A 21623-nucleotide genomic window follows, 5' to 3' on the forward strand; every position below is an offset into this window, starting at 1 on the left:
GGGTCTGCGCCGAGCATAGATACTGTGACTGGCCGAGAACCCTGTGGGAGTCGGCGTTGCCGACGATGAGGCCATCCGCCTAGGTATCCATCTTGCTGGTCTGCGTTGTTCTTTCGGGCCTCATCGCTGGCAAGCCAGCTCCCACAGGGTCTGCGCCGAGCATAGATACTGTGACTGGCCGAGAACCCTGTGGGAGTCGGCGTTGCCGACGATGAGGCCATCCGCCTAGGTATCCATCTTGCTGGTCTGCGTTGTTCTTTCGGGCCTCATCGCTGGCAAGCCAGCTCCCACAGGGTCTGCGCCGAGCATAGATACTGTGACTGGCCGAGAACCCTGTGGGAGTCGGCATTGCCGACGATGAGGCCATCCGCCTAGGTATCCATCTTGCTGGTCTGTGTTGTTCTTTCGGGCCTCATCGCTGGCAAGCCAGCTCCCACAGGGTCTGCGCCGAGCATAGATACTGTGACTGGCCGAGAACCCTGTGGGAGTCGGCGTTGCCGACGATGAGGCCATCCGCCTAGGTATCCATCTTGCTGGTCTGCGTTGTTCTTTCGGGCCTCATCGCTGGCAAGCCAGCTCCCACAGGGTCTGCGCCGAGCATAGATACTGTGACTGGCCGAGAACCCTGTGGGAGTCGGCATTGCCGACGATGAGGCCATCCGCCTCGATATCCATCTTGCTGGTCTGCGTTGTTCTTTCGGGCCTAATCGCTGGCAATGCCAGCTTCCACAGGGGCCGCGCCTAGCACAGAGACTGTGGCTGGCCCAGAACCCTGTGGGAGCCGGCGTTGCCGGCGATGAGGCCATCAGCAACACCGCAAAACCCCCTCCCGAAAAACTTTTTTCACTTTTTTCTGAAAATCCCCCGCGCTACCCCGTCTTCTGCTCCGCGCGCAGCAATGAGATCGATTCGTATTAATTTTTTCCGGGGATTTCCCGGGTCGGGGAGCGGTGTATGTCTCAGGTGTTTTGCCCGGTGCCGCAAGGCCGGGGCGCTTGGTTGTCGTTGAAACGCGCTGCGTGCGGTGGCCTGCTGGGCCTGGCAGTGATGGGGGCGGGGGTGCCGTCGGCGTTGGCCGATGAGCCGACCATGCAACTGCCCGATCAGGTGCACAGCTTCGATATTCCAGCCCAGCCCCTGTCCAGCGCGCTGATCGCCTTCGGCCAGCAGAGCGGCCTGCAGGTGACGGTGGATGCGCAGTGGCTGCGCGATCAGCAGTCCAACCCGGTACAGGGCCAGTTCGACAGCCTTGGCGCCTTGTCGCGGATGCTCTCGGGCAGCGGCATCACCTGGGACTACAACGACGGCGTGCTGAGCTTCCGCCTGCTTTCCGAGGCCAGCAACGGCCAGCTGGAACTGCATGAAACCCTGATCCTCGGCGCCACCGAGGAAAACAGCTACCAGGGCGCCACGGTGATCAACCACAAGGCGGTGCAGAACTTCCCCGGCGCCAACGGCGATATCACCAAGCTGTTGCAGATGCACCCGGCGGTGCAGTTCAGCGGTTCGCAGAAGAGCTCGAACACCCCCGGCGAGATCGATCCGGCGGACATCAGCATCAACGGCGCGAAGTTCTGGCAGAACAGCTTCATGGTCGATGGCATCTCGATCAACAACGACCTCGACCCCGGTGCCCATGGCTATAGCGAGAGCCGTCAGTTCGACTCCGCGCCGAGCCGCTCCTACGGCATCGCCCTGGACGCCGACCAGCTGGAAGAGGTCAAGGTCTACGACAGCAACGTGCCGGCCGAGTACGGCGGCTTCAACGGTGGCGTGATCGATGCCATCACCCGCCGGCCGACCAAGGACTTCCACGGCAAGATCTCCTACGCCATGAGCCGTTCGGAGTGGACCAAGTACCACATCACCGAAGCCGACGAGAGCAATTTCGAGAACTCCACCGACGAGCAGTACACCCCGGAATTCGAGAAAACCACGGTGCGCGGCACCCTGGAAGGCTATCTGACCGATGACTTCGGGGCGATCTTCAACTTCTCCCGGCGCCGTTCGACCATCCCGCTGAACCTGTACGACAACAGCTACGTCAGCCCCAACAACGACAGCCAGCAGGACCAGGAGCGCCAGCTCGACAGCTACACCCTGAAGACCTACTGGGACGTCAACGACCGCCTGACCCTGGAAACCACGCTGCTCAAGGCCCCGCAGGAAAGCGTGATGTTCCGCGATAACTACCTCAATTCGAAGTACACCAACATCAACGGTGGCCAGCAGGGGGCGATCAAGGCGATCTACGAAGGCGACGCGGCAAAGTGGACCCAGACCCTGGCCTACACCGACCTCTACAGCTCGCGCGACGCCGACTCCAGCGAGACCATCGCCTGGTACTACTCCCAGGAGAAGAACTGGGGCAACCCGCTGAGCAACACCTCGCGCAGCGGTGAAGGCGCCTTCGGCAACATCGACCAGACCCAGACCGGCCTGAACTACAAGATGAAGGCCGAGTGGCAGACCCTGCAGTTCGCCGGTACCCAGCACAGCTTCACCACGGGCATGGAACTCGGTAGTAAAAAAGCCACCTGGGAACGGGAAAGCACCGGGCAGAGCGTGACCGCCTTCACCCGTGACAGCGGCACCAGTTGTGCCAACAGCGACCCTTACTGTTCCGTCAGCCCGCTGTTGAACGGCGCAACCCGCCAGTGGGCGAACACCCGTACCCAGCTCAACGCCGGCAAGATCGAGATCGAAGAAAATTCATGGGCCCTGTTCGCCCAGGACGCCATTCAGATCGGCAAGCTCGGCCTGCGCCCCGGCGTGCGTTTCGAGGGTGACGACTACATGGACAAGAAGACCGTCTCGCCGCGTTTTGCCGGTGACTACGACTTCTTCGGCGACCGCAGCACCGTGCTGGTGTTCGGCGTCAACCGCTACTACGGGCGCAACCTGTACAAGTACCGCCTGGCCGACGGCCGCCAGGCGCTGAACACGCTGTATCGCCGCACTAGCCAGACCGGCGCCTGGACCGGCACCGTCAACCAGAACAGCACGAAGTTCTCCACCATCGACATTCCCTATGACGACGAATGGACCCTGGGCCTGGACCAGCGCTGGCTGAACAGCGACTTCGAACTCAAGTACGTGCACCGCAGCGGCCGCGACAAGGTGGTCAAGGCCAACGTCCGCACCCTCGGCGAACAGCCGCTGGATGGCTACACCACGCTCTACACCAAGTACACCAACGAGGGCTCCAGCGAGACCGACAGCATCAGCCTGACCATCACCCCGATCGAGCCGATCCGCTTCCTCAACAGCTACACCAGCCTGCAATTCGCCGCGAACTGGTCGCGTACCTACGACGCCTATGGCAGCTACGACAGTGCGATCGATGCCGACGAGTACTCCGACGGCGACGTGCTGTACAAGGGCAGCCGCACGTCGTTCAGCCAATTGCCGGCCAGCGACTTCAACCGCCCGTGGACCGCGCGCCTGAGCACCATTACCGAGATCCCGGCGTGGAACCTGACGGTGAGCAACTTCTTCCAGTATCGCGGCGCGTATGACCAGTTGATCAACACCGGCCGCACCCAGGACGTCGATGGCGAGTCGCTGGATGTCTACGACGTGGCGCGGGTCGGCGGGGCGCCGACCTGGGACATGCGGGTGAAGTGGGAAATCCCTACTGCCAAGGAGCAGGCGCTGTTCATGGCGGTGGACGTGACCAACGTCACCGACCGGGTCAACACCATCGTTTCCACCTCCGCCCGCACCACCTACGAGACCGGCCGCCAGTACTGGCTCGAAGTCGGCTACCGCTTCTAACGTCCTCACCGTGGAATGAACCTGATGAACAAGATCCTCGCGGGCCTGCTCGGCCCGCTGCTGCTCGGCGCCTGCGCGAGCATGCCCGAGCCCGACAGCGCGCTGCCCTGGGATGCCGGGGTGGTTCGCGGCCAGTTGCCCAACGGCCTGGAATACCGCCTGGTACGCGACGCCAGCCAGGCCAACCGCCTCGACCTGCGCCTGACCGTGCAGGCCGGTTCGGTGGACGAGGAGGCCGACCAGGTCGGCGTCGCCCACCTGGTGGAACACCTGACCTTCTACAGCCATGGCGGCACCCCGGAAAACCTGCGCCAGCGCATGACCGCGCTGGGCTGGATCCAGGGCCGGCATTTCAACGCGATGACCAACTACGACCGCACCCAGTACCTGCTCAGCCCGCCGTCCGGGGTCAGGCAGGCGCCCGAGGCGCTGGAGGCCCTGGCCGACCTGGTGTTCGCCATGGACTACAACGCCGCCGACCTGGAGCGCGAGCGCCCGGTGGTAATCGAGGAATGGCGCGGCGGCCTGGGCGTGGCCCAGCGCATGAACGAGCAGCGCACCGCGTCCCAGCGGGTCGGCTCGCAGTATCCGGCGCACCGCACCATCGGCAACGAGGCGGCGATCCGCAACGCCAGCCTCGACGCGCTCAAGCGCTACCAGCAGCGCTGGTACGTGCCCAACAACATGGTCCTGTCGGTGGTCGGCGACTTCGAACCGAGCGAGCTGGCGCGGCAGATCGAGCAGGCCTTCGCCAAGCCCGCCGCCGCGACCCTGGCCAGCCGCGAACAGCGCGAGCTGCCGCTGGACGACAAGCTGAAGATCTTCCGCCTGCAAGACCCGCAGACCGGCAGTAACCAGGTGGCCCTGCTGTTCCGCCTGCACCAGCCGGACAGCCGTGGCACCACTCGCGTCGCCATGCGCGAGCGCCTGCTCGACCGCATGACCCTGGCCGCCCTGCAAGCCTCGTTGCGCCGCCAGGAAATGACCAACGGCGTGCGCAGCCTGACACCGCAGAAAACCCTGATCGGCGAGCATTCCACGGTGCTCGGCATCGCGGCCGGCGTGGAGGGGATGCAGCATCGCCAGGCCTTGCAGCAGTTACTTACGGAGATCGAACGCTTGCGCCAGCACGGCTTCAGCCAGGCTGACGCCGAGCGCGAAAGCGCGCTGATCCGTGACCTCGGGGCCAAGACCCTGGCCAAGGACGGCACGCGCAACTTCGAACAGTGGGTCGAGCAACTGAACAACGCGGCGGTCCAGGACCAGCCGGTGGTGGACAAGCATGCGGCGGCGCAGCGTTACCTGGAGGTGCTGCCGAGCATCGACCGCGAGGCGATGAACCAGCGGCTGTGGCGCTGGATCGGCAGCCCCGACCGGGTCTTGCAACTGAGCGCACCGGGCATGACGCCACTGGCGCTGCCGACGGTGGCCGAGGTCGAGCAGATGCAGGCTTCGATCGCCAGCTCCTCATTGAGTGCGCCTCGGGACAAGGCGGTGCAGGCTGACAGCAAGCCGGTGGCCGAGTTGGTCATGCCGCCGTTGCCAGCGCCGGGGACGCTGGTCAAACGTAGGCTGTTCGCTGCCGAGAAGGTCGAGCACTGGCAACTCGGCAACGGTGATCGCCTGGTCTGGCTGAAGGCCAATGCCGAGGATGGCCGCTGGTCGCTGCAGGCCGAGTCCACGGCCGGCTACAACCTGGCCGATCGAGCGGTGTGGCAGACCCAGATGGCTACTCAACTGGCCACCCGCAGCGCGCCGCAAGGCGTGTCCGCCGAGGCTCTGGAAAACTGGCGCAAGGCCCGCAAGGTCGGGCTGGGCGTCGAGCAGAAACCCCAGCGCCTGCAACTCAACCTCAGCGTGGCGCCCGCCGACGGTGCCCTGGCCGACCTGCTGCAGAGCTACCGCCTGAGCCAGCTCGACACGCGAATCGACCCGGCGACCTTCGCCGACGCGCGCAAGGACCTGCTCAAGCGCCTGCAAGAGCGCCCCGATGATGTGCGCAGCAATGAAGAATCGAGCTGGCGCCGGCTGATGTACGGGCGCGACAGCTGGCAGTCGCCGGATGCCGAAGCGCTCGCCGCCCTGAGCGCCAGTCAGCTGGATCGTGACTGGCAGCGCCTGTCTGCCGCGCCGGTGACCTATTACCTGATGGCCGATATCGACGCGAAGGTGCTGGAGACGGCGGTCCTTGCCCGGCTGGCCAATATTCCCCGGGGCCAGGCGCTGAAGCCGAAAGCAGCGGTACAGCAACCCGGTCAGCGCAGCGAATCGCTGGCCATCGCCCTGGAGCCCCGCGCCGTATTCCAGGCCAGCAGCTACAGCGAGCAGCCGTGGAGCCCGCAGGCGGCAGCGCGGGTCGCGGCCTTGCGTGACCTGGCCAGCCAGCAGCTCAAGCAGCGCCTGCGCGGCGAGGCGGCGGGGGTCTATCGCCTGAAGTTCGACAGCGAACTGAATCCGGACACCGGACGCATCGAAAGCCGCCTGAGCTTTACCTGCGATCCGGCCCGGGTCGACGAGCTCTGGGCCCTGGCCCGCGACACCCTGAGCCGCTTGCCGCAGGCCGTCGAGGGCCAGTGGGTCGTGGCCGAGCGTGCCGAGTTGCTGCGTCAGGAGCGCAAGCGCCGCGACGACGCGCAAACCCAGCAGCGCCGCCTGGTGCTCAGCGAGCGGCATTGGGGTGATCCGCGCTACCTGAGCCAGCAGGCGCAACTGCCGGAAGGCCTGACCCTGGAAGCGCTCAAAAGTACCGCCGGGCAACTGTTCCCGCGCGCCAACCAGGTCCGTCAGACCCTGCTGCCGACCCCGGCGGCGCAGGAGCAGGCGCTGTGAACAGCCTGCGCGCCTTCTACCGGCTGTCCCGGCCGTTCTGGGCCAGCCGCAGCCAGTGGCTGGCCTGGGTGATGCTTGCCGGGGTGATCGGCATGGGCCTGCTGGTGGTGCAGATCAACGTCTGGATCAACGCCTGGAGCAAGACCTTCTACGACACCCTCGGCGCCTTCGACACCGACGCGCTGTATGCGCTGATGGGCCAGTACTCGCTGTATATCGGCGGCTACGTGCTGATCTACGTCTACCTCGACTGGCTGCGCAAGGGCCTGGTGATGCGCTGGCGCCAGTCGATGACCGAGCGCCTGACCGCCGACTGGCTCGGCGACCAGGCCTTCTACCGCCTGGGCCTGGGCGACGAACCGGACAACCCGGACCAGCGCATCGCGCAGGACGTGGACATGATGGTCGACCTGAGCATCGAACTGGTGGCCTCGTTCGTGATCAACCTGGCCCAGGTCGGGGCTTTCGTGGTGATTCTCTGGGAACTGTCCGGGACCCAGACCTTCAGCCTGTTCGGTACAACCTTCAGCATCGACGGCTACCTGGTGTGGCTGGTGCTGGTCTACACCCTGCTCGGCAGTTTGATTACCCATTGGGTGGGCAAGCCGCTGCACGGCCTCAACTACGAGCGCGAGCACCGCGAGGCGGACTTCCGCGCCAGCCTGCTGCGCAAGCGCGACCATGCCGAGCAGATCGCCCTGTACCGCGGCGAGGCGGTGGAGCGGCGGCAACTGGCCGAGCGCTTCCAGGCCATCGCCGACAACTGGCGGCAACTGATGGGCCGCGAGCGCAACCTGAGCCTGTTCACCGTGGCTTTCGAGCGGGTCAGCCTGATCATCCCGGTGTTCGCCGCCTTGCCGCTGTTCCTGGCCAAGACCATCACCCTCGGCGGCCTGATGCAGATCCGCAGTGCGTTTACTGCGGTGCAAGGTTCGCTGAGCTGGTTTATCAAGCTGTATCCCAAGCTGGTGCGCTGGAGTGCAGCATTGCAGCGCCTGGAGCAGTTCGAGCGGGCGATTGCCGCGAGTCGGGCGCAGGCCCGGCCGGCGTCGGCGGGGCCGTGCCTGTGTACCGAGGGCCTGGCGGTGTGCCGGCCGGATGGCAGCGTGCTGCTGGATGGCCTCGATGTGCGGGTGATGCCGGGGCAGTGGGTGCGTCTGGCCGGCCGCAGCGGGCTGGGCAAGTCGACCCTGCTGCGCACCTTGCAGGGCCTGTGGCCGTACTGCCGCGGCGACTGGCAACTGCCCCTCGGCCGCAGCCTGTTGCTGCCGCAGCAGCCGTATCTGGCGAAGATGTCGCTGCGTGAGCTGCTGGCCTATCCGGCGACGGAGTTGCCCAACGACGCCCGTCTGGTCGGTGCCTTGCACAAGGTCGGCCTGGCGGCGCTGGCCGCCCGGCTGGACGAGGATTGCGAATGGGAGCGGATGCTGAGTGGGGGTGAACAGCAGCGGGTCAGTCTGGCCCGAGCCCTGCTGTATCGGCCGGACACCCTGTACCTGGACGAAGCCACCAACCAGCTGGACGAAAACAGCGCCCTGGGGTTGTTGCACACGCTGAAACGGGAATTGCCGGGCTGTACGGTGATTGCCATCACCCATCAGTCCGGGCTGGCGGGGTTGTTCGAGCGCACGCTGGTGCTGGAGGAGGAGGCTCTGCCAGCCTGACGCTGTAGTGGTTAATGCCTGTCAGTCAATTGGGGCTGCAAAGCAGCCCCAAATAGCGATTAAGCGACTAACTGATCGGTTCAGGTCAAAGGGAAAGGTTGTTCACGAACTGGTTGGCATGCTGCCCCAGCTTTTCCAGCACCGCCTCGCGCACCTTGCTGTAGACCTGGCTGTTGAGCACCGAGGTCTGCGCGGAGCGGTAGATGAGCACGTCGTTCTTCTGGAAGGTGAAGAACAGGATGTGATCGTCCCTGACGTTGCGCACCAGTTGCATGCAGCTCAACAGCATGGTCACGTCGCCGCTGGCGTTCTGGGTGCAGGGCATGATCTGGAAGGTGCCGACGTTGCCGTCGTTACTGTGGTTGATGAACACGTCCAGCAGCGCGGGCTGCTTGCGCAGCGACTCGAAGGTGCGCCGGGCGATGGGGGTGAAGCTGGAACCGCCGGCCACGTGCTCCATGATGTCCAGCACCACGTCGTCCATGGTGAAAGCCTGCTGGTTGGGCGTGTAGCGCTCCATTTCCTGGCTGGACAGGGTCCAGCCCAGCTTGCCCAGGCCTTCGGTGTAGAACTTGAACCATTCCTCCCGTTCGGTGCTCTTGTTGTAGCGCTTGCTGGCTGCCAGTTGCATCAGCAGGGTGCTGTTGAGCACGTCCTCGCGGGCCTGCTGGCTCAGCCCGGCGACGAAGGACAGGATGCTGCCTCCGGCGATGGCCGCGCTGGCGCCGGTGACCGGCACCTCGTCCGGCGGGCTGCGCAGCACCACATGGTGGCCGACCTTGGGCAGTTCCAGGCCGTCGATATACTCGATTACGTCGTTCATGGGGGTGACTCCTGTCGTGTTGGAAAGGCGTCGACACTAGCGATTCCAGCCACGAACGGCAGGCGGACGGCTTTCCTCGCTTCTCAGCGCTGCCCGTGTGGGAGCTGGCTTGTCGGACCGCCGAACCGCAGCGATGGCGTCGGTGAATTCAGTATCGCAATCGCTGGCAAGCCAGCTCCCACAGGGATTGCGTCGAGCACAAGTATCGTGGCTGGCCCAGAACCCTGTGGGAGTCGGCGTTGCCGACGATGAGGCCCACAAGAACAACATCAATCTGCTTCCCTGCCACCATGGAATCTCCCACAGGAGCGCTGTCCCGCAGCCCTTTGTCGCCCTTTGACGCTTTCGGCAATTCCCCTGTCGTTTTTGCATCGGGGCGACAATCACCCTAGGCATATGCTGACCCCCAATAGCGCCGGCAGACGATTCGGCGCGGGATTGCCAAAAAAGGGGACTGCCTGATGAGCCCAGCCGAATTACACGCCGACAGTATCGTTATCGACGGTCTGATCATCGCCAAGTGGAACCGCGAACTGTTCGAGGACATGCGCAAGGGCGGCCTGACCGCAGCCAACTGCACCGTGTCGGTCTGGGAAGGCTTCAAGGCCACCGTCGACCAGATCGCCGCCAGCCAGAAGCTGATCCGCGAGAACAGCGACCTGGTGATGCCGGTACGCACCACCGCCGACATCCGCAAGGCCAAGGAACTGGGCAAGACCGGCATCCTCTTCGGCTTCCAGAACGCCCATGCGTTCGAAGACCAGATCGCCTATGTCGACGTGTTCAAGCAGCTCGGCGTGGGTATCGTGCAGATGTGCTACAACACCCAGAACCTGGTCGGTACCGGCTGCTACGAGCGTGATGGCGGGCTGTCCGGCTTCGGTCGCGAGATCGTCGCCGAGATGAACCGCGTCGGCATCATGTGCGACCTGTCCCACGTCGGCTCCAAGACCAGCGAGGAAGTCATCCTCGAATCGAAGAAGCCGGTCTGCTACTCCCACTGCCTGCCTTCGGGCCTCAAGGAACACCCGCGCAACAAGTCCGACGAAGAGCTGAAGTTCATCGCCGATCACGGCGGTTTCGTCGGCGTGACCATGTTCGCGCCGTTCCTGGCCAAGGGCATCGACTCGACCATCGACGACTACGCCGAAGCCATCGAGTACACCATGAACATCGTCGGTGAAGACGCCATCGGTATCGGTACCGACTTCACCCAGGGCCATGGCCAGGACTTCTTCGAATACCTGACCCACGACAAGGGCTACGCCCGTCGCCTGACCAACTTCGGCAAGATCATCAACCCGCTGGGCATCCGCACCGTGGGCGAGTTCCCCAACCTCACCGAGACCCTGCTCAAGCGCGGCCATTCCGAGCGCGTGGTGCGCAAGATCATGGGCGAGAACTGGGTCAACGTCCTCAAGGATGTCTGGGGCGAATAAGCCTCCGAAGCACTTCTTCCTAACCCCCGCATCAGGGCGGGGGCAGCCAACCAAATTTTCTGGAGTTGAGTTTCCATGGCCAAGATCGCCCCGCAATTGCCAATCGAAGTCGACAGCGAGACCGGTGTCTGGACCAGCGACGCCCTGCCGATGCTGTACGTACCGCGGCATTTCTTCGTCAACAACCACATGGGCATCGAGGAAGTGCTGGGCGCCGACGCCTATGCCGAGATCCTCTACAAGGCCGGCTACAAGTCCGCCTGGCACTGGTGCGAGAAAGAGGCCGAGTGCCACGGCCTGGAAGGCGTCGCGGTGTTCGAGCACTACATGAAGCGCCTGTCCCAGCGCGGCTGGGGCCTGTTCAAGATCCAGGACATCGACCTCGACAAGGGTACCTGCAGCGTCAAGCTCGAGCACTCGGCCTTCGTCTACGTCTACGGCAAGGTCGGGCGCAAGGTCGACTACATGTTCACCGGCTGGTTCGCCGGGGCCATGGACCAGATCCTCGCCGCCCGCGGCAGCAGCATCCGTACCGTCGCCGAACAGGTCTATGGCGGTTCCGAAGAAGGCCACGACGACGGCCTGTTCATCGTCAAGCCGCTGTAACTCGAGGAGCCCGCGCCATGGCGTTCGAAGCTATGTTCCAGCCGATCCAGATCGGCAAACTGACCATCCGCAACCGCGTGCTGAGTACCGCGCACGCCGAGGTCTACGCCACCGACGGCGGCATGACCACCGAGCGCTATGTGAAGTACTACGAGGAGAAGGCCAAGGGCGGTATCGGCCTGGCCATCTGCGGCGGTTCTTCGGTGGTCGCCATCGACAGCCCGCAGCAATGGTGGTCGTCGGTGAACCTGTCCACCGACCGCATCATTCCGCACTTCCAGAATCTTGCCGATGCCATGCACAAGCATGGCGCCAAGATCATGATCCAGATTACCCACATGGGCCGGCGCTCGCGCTGGGACGGCTTCCACTGGCCGACCCTGATGTCGCCGTCCGGTATCCGCGAACCGGTGCACCGCGCCACCTGCAAGACCATCGAGCCGGAAGAGATCTGGCGGGTGATCGGCAACTACGCCCAGGCGGCTCGCCGGGCCAAGGAAGGTGGTCTGGACGGCGTCGAACTGTCCGCCGTGCACCAGCACATGATCGACCAGTTCTGGAGCCCGCGGGTCAACAAGCGGACCGACGAATGGGGCGGCACCTTCGAAGGCCGCATGAAGTTCGGCCTGGAAGTGCTCAAGGCGGTGCGTGCCGAAGTCGGCCCGGACTTCTGCGTCGGCATGCGCATCTGCGGTGACGAATTCCACCCGGACGGCCTCAGCCACGAGGACATGAAGGAAATCGCCAAGTACTACGATGCCACCGGCATGGTCGACTTCTTCGGCGTGATCGGCTCGGGTTGCGACACCCACAACACCCTGGCCAACGTTATCCCCAACATGAGTTATCCACCGGAGCCGTTCCTGCACCTGGCCGCCGGTATCAAGGAAGTGGTCAAGGCTCCGGTGCTGCACGCGCAGAACATCAAGGACCCGAACCAGGCCACGCGCATCCTCGAAGGCGGCTATGTCGACATGGTCGGCATGACCCGCGCGCACATCGCCGACCCGCACCTGATCGCCAAGATCAAGATGGGCCAGATCGACCAGATCAAGCAGTGCGTCGGTGCCAACTACTGCATCGACCGCCAGTACCAGGGCCTGGACGTGCTGTGCATCCAGAACGCCGCGACCTCCCGTGAATACATGGGCGTGCCGCACATCATCGAGAAATCCACCGGGGCCAAGCGCAAGGTGGTGATCGTCGGTGCCGGCCCGGCGGGCATGGAAGCGGCGCGGGTGGCTGCCGAGCGTGGCCACGACGTGACCCTGTTCGAGAAGAAAGAGCAGATCGGCGGGCAGATCACCATCGCCGCCAAGGCCCCGCAGCGCGACCAGATCGCCGGTATCACCCGCTGGTACCAACTGGAGCTGGCACGGCTGAAGGTCGACCTGCGCCTGGGTACCGCGGCGGATGCCGACACCATCATGGACCTGCGTCCGGACATCGTCGTGCTGGCGGTGGGCGGTCACCCGTTCATGGAGCAGAACGAACACTGGGGCGCTGCCGAAGGGCTGGTGGTCAGCAGCTGGGACGTGCTCGACGGCAAGGTCGCGCCGGGCAAGAACGTGCTGGTCTACGACACCATCTGCGAATTCACCGGCATGTCGGTGGCCGACTTCATCGCCGACAAGGGCAGCCAGGTCGAGATCGTCACTGACGACATCAAGCCTGGGGTAGCGATTGGCGGGACCTCGTTCCCCACCTACTACCGCAGCATGTACCCCAAGGAAGTGATCATGACCGGCGACCTGATGCTGGAAAAGGTCTACCGCGAGGGCGACAAGCTGGTGGCGGTACTGGAGAACGAATACACCGGGGCCAAGGAAGAGCGGGTGGTCGACCAGGTGGTGATCGAGAACGGCGTGCGGCCTGACGAGGCGCTGTACTACGCGCTCAAGGACGGCTCGCGCAACAAGGGCCAGATCGACGTCGAGGCGCTGTTCGCCATCCAGCCGCAGCCGATCCTCGGCCAGGCCGGCGACGGCTACCTGCTGTACCGCATCGGCGACTGCGTGGCGCAGCGCAACACCCATGCGGCGATCTACGACGCCTTGCGCCTGTGCAAGGACTTCTGATCGGACCTTGATCGAGAGAGCGGCGCGGACCCCTGTGGGAGCTGGCTTGCCAGCGATTGCATTGGTGAATTCACTACAGTAATCGCTGGCAAGCCAGCTCCCACAGGGTACGCGCCAACTCAAACCCGAGTGGGAGCCTCCCATGCTGAACCTTATTCTCCCCATCCTGCTCTTCGCCGCCCTCGGCCTGGCCGTGCTCGGCGCCGTGCGGCGCGTGCGGATGTGGCGCCAGGGCCGGCCGTCACCGGTCAACCTGCTGGCCGGCCTGCTGGCCATGCCACGGCGCTACCTGGTCGATCTCCACCATGTGGTGGAACGCGACAAGTACATGTCCAAGACCCACGTGGCCACCGCCGGCGGCTTCGTCCTCTCCGCGGTCCTCGCCATCGTGGTCCACGGCTTCGGCCTGCACAGCAAGATCCTCGGCTATGCCTTGCTGGCGGCCACGGTGCTGATGTTCTGCGGGGCGATCTTCGTCTTCAAGCGCCGTCTCAACCCGCCTGCACGGCTGTCGAAAGGCCCGTGGATGCGCCTGCCGAAAAGCCTGCTGGTGTTCTCCACCACCTTCTTCATCGCCACCCTGCCCGTGGCCGGGATTCTTCCGGAAGGCTTCGGCGGCTGGTTCGTCGCCGGCCTGCTGGGCCTGGGCGTTGTCTGGGGCGTGTCCGAGCTGTTCTTCGGCATGACCTGGGGCGGCCCGATGAAGCACGCTTTCGCCGGTGCCCTGCACCTGGCCTGGCACCGCCGCGCCGAACGCTTCGGCGGCGGTCGTTCCACCGGCCTCAAGCCGCTCGACCTGGAAGACCCCAGCGCGCCGCTGGGGGTGGAAAAACCCAAGGACTTCACCTGGAACCAGCTGCTCGGCTTCGACGCCTGCGTGCAGTGCGGCAAGTGCGAAGCGATGTGCCCGGCCTTCGCCGCCGGCCAGCCGCTGAACCCGAAAAAGCTCATCCAGGACATGGTCATCGGCCTGGCCGGTGGCACCGATGCGCAGTTCGCCGGTAGCCCGTATCCGGGCAAGCCCATCGGCGAGCACGGCGGCCATCCGCACCAGCCGATCGTCAATGGCCTGGTGGACGCCGAGACCCTGTGGTCCTGCACCACCTGCCGCGCCTGCGTCGAGGAGTGCCCGATGATGATCGAGCACGTCGATGCCATCGTCGACATGCGTCGCCACCTGACCCTGGAGAAGGGCGCCACGCCGAACAAGGGGGCGGAGGTCCTCGACAACCTGATCGCCACTGACAACCCCGGCGGCTTCAACCCCGGCGGACGGATGAACTGGGCGGCGGACCTGAACCTGAAAGTGCTGTCGGAAGTGAAATCCACCGAAGTGCTGTTCTGGGTCGGCGACGGCGCCTTCGACATGCGCAACCAGCGCACCCTGCGCGCCTTCGTCAAGGTGCTGAAAGCCTCCGGCGTGGACTTCGCCGTGCTCGGCCTGGAAGAGCGCGACAGCGGTGACGTGGCCCGTCGCCTGGGTGACGAAGCGACCTTCCAGACCCTGGCCAAGCGCAATATCCAGACCCTGTCGAAATACCGCTTCCAGCGCATCGTCACCTGCGACCCGCACAGCTTCCATGTGCTGAAGAACGAATACGGCGCCTTTGGCGGCGACTACCTGGTGCAGCATCACAGCACCTACATTGCCGAGCTGCTCGACGCCGGCAAGCTCGACCTCGACGCGCACAAGGGTGGCAGCGTGACCTATCACGACCCGTGCTACCTGGGCCGCTACAACGGCGAATACGAGGCACCGCGCCAGGTACTGCGCGCCCTCGGCATCGAAGTGAAGGAAATGGAGCGTTCCGGCTTCCGCTCGCGCTGCTGCGGCGGCGGCGGCGGGGCGCCGATCACCGACATTCCCGGCAAGCAGCGGATCCCCGACATGCGCATGGAAGACATCCGCCAGACCGGCGCCGAAGTGGTCGCGGTGGGTTGTCCACAATGCACGGCGATGCTCGAAGGCGTGGTCGAACCCCGTCCGCTGATCAAGGACCTGGCCGAACTGGTGGCCGATGCCCTGGTGGAAAGCGCCGCGCCGAGCAAGCCGGCGGCTGCCAGCAAACGTGAACCTGCGGAGGTGCACTGATGAGCGAGATTATCCGCCGCGACCCGCGCGCCGAGTGGATCGCCCGTAACCGCCTGCACCCGCTGCATGCGGCCATGCAGGTGCAGCAAGCGTCGTGGATGGGCCCCCAGGGCGTCATCCGCAAGAACCCCCATGCGGTCGGCTTCGTCGGCCCCAACGGCATCAAGCGCATCGACCGCAGCGGCGCCCAGCAGGGCGGTACGGTCGGCAAGCGCAGCGCGGCGGCCGAGGTGCAGTTGCCGCTGCACCAGGTGCTGGCGCCGGCGTTCTACATTGCCGTGGTCCCGGACATGGTCGGCGGCCGCCTGAGCAGCCACGACCGCGACCTGCTCGGCCTGGCCCACAGCCTGGCCGGCAGCGACGGCGCGGTACTGGCCGTGGTGTTCGGCGAGCACAAGGAAAGCAACTTCGGCAGCAATGGCGTCGATCGCCTGCTGCTGATCGACGGCGACGAGTTCCAGGGTTATGCACCGGAGCAACGGATCCAGGGCCTGCGGGCTGTGGATAACCAGTTTTCCCCGCGCCACTGGCTGCTGCCGGACAGCCGCAGCGGTGGCGGCGAACTGGGCCGGCGCTTTGCCGCGGCCCTCGGCGAACGCCCGGCGACCCGGGTCTGGCAGGTCAAGGACGGGCTCTCCAGCGGCCGTGCCGGTGCCGGCCAGCAAGACCTGGTGCGCAACCTGCCGCGGCTGATCCTGGCCGCCGCCGAATGCGCCGAGCCGGTCAGCGAAACCCGCCACGAAGCCCTGCCGGTGGAGTTGTCCACAGGCGTGGCGCGCAGTCTGTCGCGGATCGAGGATCTCGGCCCGGTGGCCGTGGACCCGGCCGCCATTGCCATGGCCGAGGCCGAGTTCATCGTTTCCGGCGGCAACGGGGTCAAGGACTGGGACCTGTTCCACCGTGCCACCGCAGCCCTCGGCGCCACCGAAGGCGCGTCGCGGGTGGCGGTGGACGACGGCTTCATGCCGCGTAACCGCCAGGTCGGCGCCACCGGTACCTGGGTCACCGCGCGAGTCTATGTGGCGGTGGGGATTTCCGGGGCGATCCAGCACCTGCAAGGCATCGGCGCCTGCGACAAGGTGGTGGCGATCAACATGGACCCGGGCTGCGACATGATCAAACGCGCCGATCTTTCGGTGATCGGCGACAGCGCGGCAATCCTGCAAGCGCTGATTGAGGCTGTGGACAACTATCGCAACGGCGCCCGGCGCGACGCGGCATAAAGGCAGGGGACGGTTATGAACACGAAGGTCATCAGCCTGGTTTCGGTCGGCGCCCACCCCACTTCGGGGCGCAGCCGCCGGGCCGAACAGGACGCCCGCGCGGTGGAACTGGGCCTGCAGCTGGCCGGCGACGGCCTGCAGGTGCTGCATGCCGGCGACCCGCACGAGGAAGCCCTGCGTGCCTACCTGGGCATGGGCCTGGCCCGCCTGGAGGTGCTGGAACAGCCGGCCGGTGCCGATGTGCTCGGGCCGCTGGGCGATTACCTGCGCGATGCTGGCGCGCAACTGGTGCTCACCGGCAGCCAGGCGGAAACCGGCGAAGGCTCGGGGATGCTGCCCTACCTGCTGGCCGAGCGCCTTGGCTGGCCGCTGGTGGTGGGGCTGGCCGAAGTGGAGTCCATCGACAACGGCACCGCCCAGGTCTTGCAGGCCCTGCCGCGCGGCCAGCGGCGACGCCTGAAGGTGCGCCTGCCGTTTCTTGCCTCTGTGGATAACGCCGCACCCAAGCCGCGGCAGAGTGCCTTCGGCCCGGCGCGGCGGGGTGTGCTGGCGGCCCACGAGGTGGAAATCGTCGACGACGAACTGTTCGCCAGTGCCGAGCTGCTGCCGGCCAAGCCACGGCCCAAGCGGCTCAAGGTGATCAAGGCGAAGAGCGGCGCCGACCGCATGAAGGCGGCCACGGCCAAGGCCAGCGGCGGTGGCGGGCAGGTGCTCAAGGATGTCAGTCCGCAGGCCGGAGCCGAGGCGATTATCAAGCTGCTGGTGGAGGAGGGGGTGTTGCGCTGAGGCTTGTGCACAGAGTCTGTTGGCCGTTCTGTGGATAAAGTGTTTGTTGCCTTCCGAAAGCCTTGCCCTGCAAGGCTTTCGCGCATTTGGTCAAATTTCGTACAGGGTTTTCCCGCGGCTTTTCCCCGGCTGCAGCAACCTTTGATCAGACAGTTGCCCACAATCCTTGTTGGTGGCTTTGTGGATAAGCTGTAGCGACGTCTATTAAATCTTTTTAAAACAATGACTTGGTCGTGCTGATCAATTATTGATCAAGTGCATTGAATTTCTCCGCAAAGCGTCGCAAAAGCCAGCTGCAACAGTGGCTTGACGGGTTTATCCACAACTACTTTCCGGCTCCTTCGAGTTGCACACAAAGTCTGTTGGCCTTTGTGTGGATAAGATGTTCACCAGATGTTCGTCAGTGGCTGGAGGCCTTGTATTCAAAGGCTTAGGCTTTATTGGTCAAAAAATAACCATCAGCGGAATCCGGCGGTGAAGGCGAGGCCGACAAGTTGTCCACAAGGATTGCCCACAATTACTGTGGGTGGCCTTGTGGATAAAATGTTTGCCAAGCGCTACAGGCCCAGCAATTACGGGGCTTGCGCAGAGTTGATCAGAAAACGTACTGCAACCAGGGTGTGAGCGCTACCTGATAGATCTGCCAAGTAGTGGGGCGGTTGCCTGCGGGGTTAAGGTGGCCAGAGGACCACCTGCTCGCGAGGTTCACCATGTCCAAGCCGCTCCTTGTATCGCCTGACCCGCAGGACGCGGCTAGCGCCGGACCTGAACAGTCAGGGCCAGGGGGCGCACGCAGTGCCAGTACCCGCCTGGCGTTCAATGGCCAGTTTCTCGAGCACTGGGGTTGCTACCCGTTGGGTGGCGGCCACCGCTTCTACAGCCCGATCCTGATGCTGTTCCGCAGCCCGGACGGCCTCAGCCCGTTCGGGCGGGGCGGGATCAACGCCTATGCCTATTGCTCGGGAGACCCGGTCAATGCCGTGGACCCCACCGGGCGTTCGGCGGAAGAGGTGATGACGCGCTACATCCTGCCGGGTCTGACCATCCTGTCCAATTTCTTTCTGTTCCGCGTGGCAGTTGGTGTTGTTCGCAATCCCAATTCGAGCAGCGCAGCGGTCAAGGCCAGCTATTTCAGCGGGGTGGGCGCATTGGTGGGGGCGTATGGCGGGGTCGAAAGGATACTGGGCAACCAGGAAGCGATGTACATCGCCGGGATCGGCACGGCGGTGTCGATCATCGGTTCCGCCAGGCGCCTTCGGGTCACCCGCAATGCGGAACAGAAAGGTTGGGCGGACCTGGCACAAAAAGACGCCGCAGCCGCTTCGGCAAGAAAGTCCAACGCCGCGGCGCTCGAGTCCCGCTCCGGGCGCGCGTCCAGTGCCTCGGCCACGGAGCTCCCGGATACCCGGCCTGGCACCCCGGCGCCGATCCAGATGGCACCGCCCTTGTTGTCCCTCAAGACCCGACTCGCGTCGCCTGCCTCGGCCCCGGCTTCGTTGTCGAGGTCGATACCTGCGACGCCGGACTTCCGCGCGCTGCGGCAGGGGGGCAAGCAGCGGGCCAGCGTCCAGCAGATGGTGGGCCTGCACCAGATACGCCGGGGGTCGAGTACCAGGTGACTGCCTTGTAGCGGCGTTTTCCAACCTCTTCATAGGGTGATCTGTATGTGTAGCGCGAAGACTTCCTCGAACCACGTCACCCTGCTCGCCACCAATCCCGGCCAGAGCGTTCTGGCGGAGGTGGGCGAGGCACGGGTCAAGCCGTTGGCCTACACCGCCTATGGCGTGCAGAGCGGCGAGCAATCCGCCGGGTCGCACCTGGGCTTCAACGGCCAGCTCAGGGAACGGCCGCTGGGCTGGTACCACCTCGGCCACGGGCGGCGGATCTACAGCCCGGTGCTGATGCATTTTTTCAGCCCGGATACCTTGAGTCCGTTCGAGGATGGCGGGCTCAATCCCTACGGCTATTGCGTGGGTGACCCGATCAACCTTGGTGACCCTACTGGCCAGGCGCCCGATTTCCTTCAAACCCTGAGCCTGGCCGCCGCTGGGCTCGGGTTGTTCGCGGGGTTCTTCACATTCGCCGCTCCCAAGCTCCTGGCCTGGGGTGCCAAGCACAGCAACCGGGTGCAAAAATTTGTCGACAGCAACCCAGGCATGGCCACTGCACCGGGGGGGCTGGATGCGGTGAATACTGGCATTGGCTCGGCAAGTGCGGTGCTGGGAGGAGTGGGGACGATTTTGAACATGCAGGAAGAGCCAATGGCTGGCTCGTCGGAAGTGATGAAAGCGGGTCTCGCCCTGGGGATGACCTCGGCGGTCTTCAAGATCGGACTCTGGGGTGTGCCAACGACCTACTCGGACGGCTCCAGATGGCGCAGCATGGGGGTAATGTTTCACGGCAGGAAAAAGATCGAGAACGCGGAGATGACTCAGCGGGCTCTGGCGGCTCAGACGGCGCGGTCGCCGACGCCTTCGTCGACCAGATCCTCGTCGCCGACACTTGGTCCCAGTGCTTCCGGCCGCAGATCGTCCTCCTCCAGCTCGGACAGTTTTCACTCAGCGTCCAGTGCACCCAGCTTCTACTCACTGAGTTCGCAGGGATCGCCACTGCCTCCACGCAGTAAATGGGGGCAGGTATTCCAAGACCCAGGGCGGTCCAGCCCTCCCCGCACAATGGCGCACCAGATGCGATTGAGGAGTTTGAGGGACCGAGGCCGATTGAACTGACAACAATGCCACGCACAAAAAAGCGGACCTGACATCCCTGTCAGGCCCGCCCTCGTCACCTCGTTCGTTGCAGCCCCTTACTGCGCCGAAACATCCTTCAGATAAGGCGCCGGCTCCGCCCCGAGGTTGTTCAGCACCCGCTGGCTATACCAGTCGATGAAGTTGACCACGCCGAACTCGTAGGTCTTCGAGTACGGGCCTGGCTGGTAGGCGGTGGAGTTGATGCCGCGCTGGTTTTCCTCGGCCAGGCGACGGTCCTGGTCGTTGGTGGCGTCCCACACTTCACGCATGCGCTGCGGGTCGTAGTCGACGCCTTCGACCGCGTCCTTGCGCACCAGCCACTTGGTGGTGACCTTGGTTTCCTGGGCGCTGATCGGCCATACGGTGAAGACGATCATGTGGTCGCCCATGCAGTGGTTCCACGAGTGCGGCAGGTGGAGGATGCGCATCGAGCCGAGGTCGGGGTTCTGGATCCGGCCCATCAGCTTCGAGCACGCCTGCTTGCCGTCCATGGTCATGGACACGGTGCCCTTGAGCAGCGGCATGCGCACGATGCGGTTACGCAGGCCGTGGCTCTTGTGCAGGTAAGGGATCTTCTCGGCGTCCCAGGCAGCGGCGGAGGCGGCCACATGGTCCTTGAACGACTGGGTCGCCCGCGGATCGTTGGTGTCGTCCCACTCCAGCAGGGTGTTGAGCAGTTCCGGGTGCGAACCGCTGCAGTGGTAGCACTCGCGGTTGTTTTCCAGCACCAGCTTCCAGTTGGCCTTTTCCATCAGGGTGGTCTGCACGGCCACCTTGGTGTTTTCCATGTCGTACGGTTCCATGTAGTGCGCCAGGGTGGCGAGGAACTCGTCGATGGCCGGCGGATTCTGCGCCAGGCTGATGAAGATGTAGCCGCCGGCGACCTTCACGTGCACCGGCTTGAGGCCGTACTGCTTCATGTCGAAGTCGGCGCCCATCTCGGTGCCGGCGAACAGCAGGCGGCCGTCCAGCTCGTAGGTCCACTGGTGGTACGGGCAGACCAGCTTGGCCACCTTGCCCTTGTCGCTGGTGCACAGGCGTGAACCACGGTGACGGCAGACGTTGTGGAAGGCATGCACCTGGCCCTCGGCCCCGCGCACCACCATGATCGGGTTCTTGCCGATCTCCAGGGTGAGGAAGTTGCCCTTGGCCGGGATCTCGCAGGTCATGCCGGCGATCAGCCATTCCTTGTGGAAGATTTCTTCCATGTCGATCTGGAACAGACGTTCATCGGTGTAGAACGGCTGCGGCAGCGAGAAGGTGCGCTCGCGGTTCTGCAGCATCTCGGCGGTGGCCTTGCGTGCGGGTTCGAGCGGGTCGCCCAGGCTCAGGGTAGTGGTGTCCATCGTGCGTTTCCTCATGGCCTCTGGCGGCCGGCGAAAGTGGCTAATCGTTGTTATGCGACGCAAGGCATTTCTGCAGGGATCATTTGCGACGGAGTGTGCGATTGCCGGCGACGCGAACCATATCCATGGGCGACATGATCTAATCCGTTTCCGACGCGCCAGCCCTTGCCGTCAGGGGCTGGTCGCGATAAGCACGCCGATGTCGTGAAT

General features: G+C 64.5%; 13 protein-coding genes. 11 read left to right on the forward strand and 2 right to left on the reverse strand.

The features are described 5' to 3' along the window. Positions 1-954: 954 nt before the first annotated feature. From ACODSK_RS25795 to ACODSK_RS25805, 3 genes are read left to right on the forward strand one after another with little or no spacing between them, the layout of a single operon-like run. Complete coding sequence (locus ACODSK_RS25795) at positions 955-3777, forward strand: TonB-dependent receptor plug domain-containing protein (protein WP_489019943.1); 2823 nt, start codon at positions 955-957, stop codon at positions 3775-3777. Between the two features lie 24 nt (positions 3778-3801). Beyond that, the gene (locus tag ACODSK_RS25800) at positions 3802-6606 is read left to right on the forward strand and encodes a M16 family metallopeptidase (protein ID WP_489019944.1); all 2805 of its coding nucleotides are present in this window, start codon (positions 3802-3804) and stop codon (positions 6604-6606) included. After that, the gene (locus ACODSK_RS25805; RefSeq protein WP_489019946.1) at positions 6603-8270 is read left to right on the forward strand and encodes an ABC transporter ATP-binding protein/permease; all 1668 of its coding nucleotides are present in this window, start codon (positions 6603-6605) and stop codon (positions 8268-8270) included. Before ACODSK_RS25800 ends, ACODSK_RS25805 begins: the two co-directional genes overlap by 4 nt. A gap of 85 nt (positions 8271-8355) precedes the next feature. Here the strand turns inward: ACODSK_RS25805 and ACODSK_RS25810 are convergent, their stop codons facing one another. Further along, positions 8356-9093, reverse strand: coding sequence for a hypothetical protein (locus tag ACODSK_RS25810; protein WP_489019947.1), 738 nt, complete (start codon positions 9091-9093; stop codon positions 8356-8358). 461 nt (positions 9094-9554) lie between these two features. Between ACODSK_RS25810 and ACODSK_RS25815 the strand changes: the two genes are divergently transcribed. The 8 genes from ACODSK_RS25815 to ACODSK_RS25850 all read left to right on the forward strand — a co-directional run bounded on the left by ACODSK_RS25815 (position 9555) and on the right by ACODSK_RS25850 (position 20046). Continuing rightward, on the forward strand, positions 9555-10532 hold the full coding sequence (locus ACODSK_RS25815) for a dipeptidase (protein ID WP_009404077.1): 978 nt from the start codon (positions 9555-9557) through the stop codon (positions 10530-10532). A gap of 75 nt (positions 10533-10607) precedes the next feature. Next, positions 10608-11138 carry a DUF5943 domain-containing protein gene (locus ACODSK_RS25820; RefSeq protein ID WP_024776567.1) on the forward strand — a complete coding sequence of 177 codons (531 nt, stop codon included), beginning with the start codon at positions 10608-10610 and terminating at the stop codon, positions 11136-11138. A 17-nt stretch (positions 11139-11155) separates the two neighbouring features. Next, positions 11156-13216: a dimethylglycine demethylation protein DgcA gene (gene dgcA / locus ACODSK_RS25825; protein WP_489019949.1), complete on the forward strand. Its 2061-nt coding sequence runs from the start codon at positions 11156-11158 to the stop codon at positions 13214-13216. Positions 13217-13358: 142 nt separating this feature from the next. Next, complete coding sequence (gene dgcB, locus ACODSK_RS25830) at positions 13359-15308, forward strand: dimethylglycine demethylation protein DgcB (protein WP_489019951.1); 1950 nt, start codon at positions 13359-13361, stop codon at positions 15306-15308. After that, positions 15308-16531, forward strand: a complete 1224-nt coding sequence (etfA, locus tag ACODSK_RS25835) for an electron transfer flavoprotein subunit alpha (protein ID WP_489019953.1) — start codon at positions 15308-15310, stop codon at positions 16529-16531. Before dgcB ends, etfA begins: the two co-directional genes overlap by 1 nt. Positions 16532-16546: 15 nt before the next feature. After that, positions 16547-17317 carry an electron transfer flavoprotein subunit beta gene (gene etfB, locus ACODSK_RS25840; RefSeq protein WP_489019954.1) on the forward strand — a complete coding sequence of 257 codons (771 nt, stop codon included), beginning with the start codon at positions 16547-16549 and terminating at the stop codon, positions 17315-17317. Positions 17318-18027: 710 nt separating this feature from the next. Then, complete coding sequence (locus tag ACODSK_RS25845; RefSeq protein ID WP_489019955.1) at positions 18028-18936, forward strand: RHS repeat-associated core domain-containing protein; 909 nt, start codon at positions 18028-18030, stop codon at positions 18934-18936. A gap of 45 nt (positions 18937-18981) precedes the next feature. Then, the gene (locus ACODSK_RS25850; protein ID WP_489019956.1) at positions 18982-20046 is read left to right on the forward strand and encodes an RHS repeat-associated core domain-containing protein; all 1065 of its coding nucleotides are present in this window, start codon (positions 18982-18984) and stop codon (positions 20044-20046) included. Between the two features lie 77 nt (positions 20047-20123). On the opposite strand, the gene gbcA is transcribed toward ACODSK_RS25850, so the two are convergent. Beyond that, on the reverse strand, positions 20124-21413 hold the full coding sequence (gene gbcA, locus ACODSK_RS25855) for a glycine-betaine demethylase subunit GbcA (RefSeq protein WP_489019958.1): 1290 nt from the start codon (positions 21411-21413) through the stop codon (positions 20124-20126). Positions 21414-21623 lie beyond the last annotated feature (210 nt).

The sequence above is a fragment of the Pseudomonas sp. FG98 genome, assembly GCF_057808595.1.

What these genes read in the sequence shown, in the direction of transcription:
- ACODSK_RS25795 (WP_489019943.1), top strand. Translation starts at nt 955, where the DNA reads ATGTCTCAGGTGTTTTGCCCGGTGCCGCAAGGCCGGGGCGCTTGGTTG.
- ACODSK_RS25800 (WP_489019944.1), top strand. Translation starts at nt 3,802, where the DNA reads ATGAACAAGATCCTCGCGGGCCTGCTCGGCCCGCTGCTGCTCGGCGCC.
- ACODSK_RS25810 (WP_489019947.1), bottom strand. Translation starts at nt 9,093, where the DNA reads ATGAACGACGTAATCGAGTATATCGACGGCCTGGAACTGCCCAAGGTC.
- ACODSK_RS25815 (WP_009404077.1), top strand. Translation starts at nt 9,555, where the DNA reads ATGAGCCCAGCCGAATTACACGCCGACAGTATCGTTATCGACGGTCTG.
- ACODSK_RS25820 (WP_024776567.1), top strand. Translation starts at nt 10,608, where the DNA reads ATGGCCAAGATCGCCCCGCAATTGCCAATCGAAGTCGACAGCGAGACC.
- dgcA (WP_489019949.1), top strand. Translation starts at nt 11,156, where the DNA reads ATGGCGTTCGAAGCTATGTTCCAGCCGATCCAGATCGGCAAACTGACC.
- dgcB (WP_489019951.1), top strand. Translation starts at nt 13,359, where the DNA reads ATGCTGAACCTTATTCTCCCCATCCTGCTCTTCGCCGCCCTCGGCCTG.
- etfA (WP_489019953.1), top strand. Translation starts at nt 15,308, where the DNA reads ATGAGCGAGATTATCCGCCGCGACCCGCGCGCCGAGTGGATCGCCCGT.
- etfB (WP_489019954.1), top strand. Translation starts at nt 16,547, where the DNA reads ATGAACACGAAGGTCATCAGCCTGGTTTCGGTCGGCGCCCACCCCACT.
- ACODSK_RS25845 (WP_489019955.1), top strand. Translation starts at nt 18,028, where the DNA reads ATGTCCAAGCCGCTCCTTGTATCGCCTGACCCGCAGGACGCGGCTAGC.
- ACODSK_RS25850 (WP_489019956.1), top strand. Translation starts at nt 18,982, where the DNA reads ATGTGTAGCGCGAAGACTTCCTCGAACCACGTCACCCTGCTCGCCACC.
- gbcA (WP_489019958.1), bottom strand. Translation starts at nt 21,413, where the DNA reads ATGGACACCACTACCCTGAGCCTGGGCGACCCGCTCGAACCCGCACGC.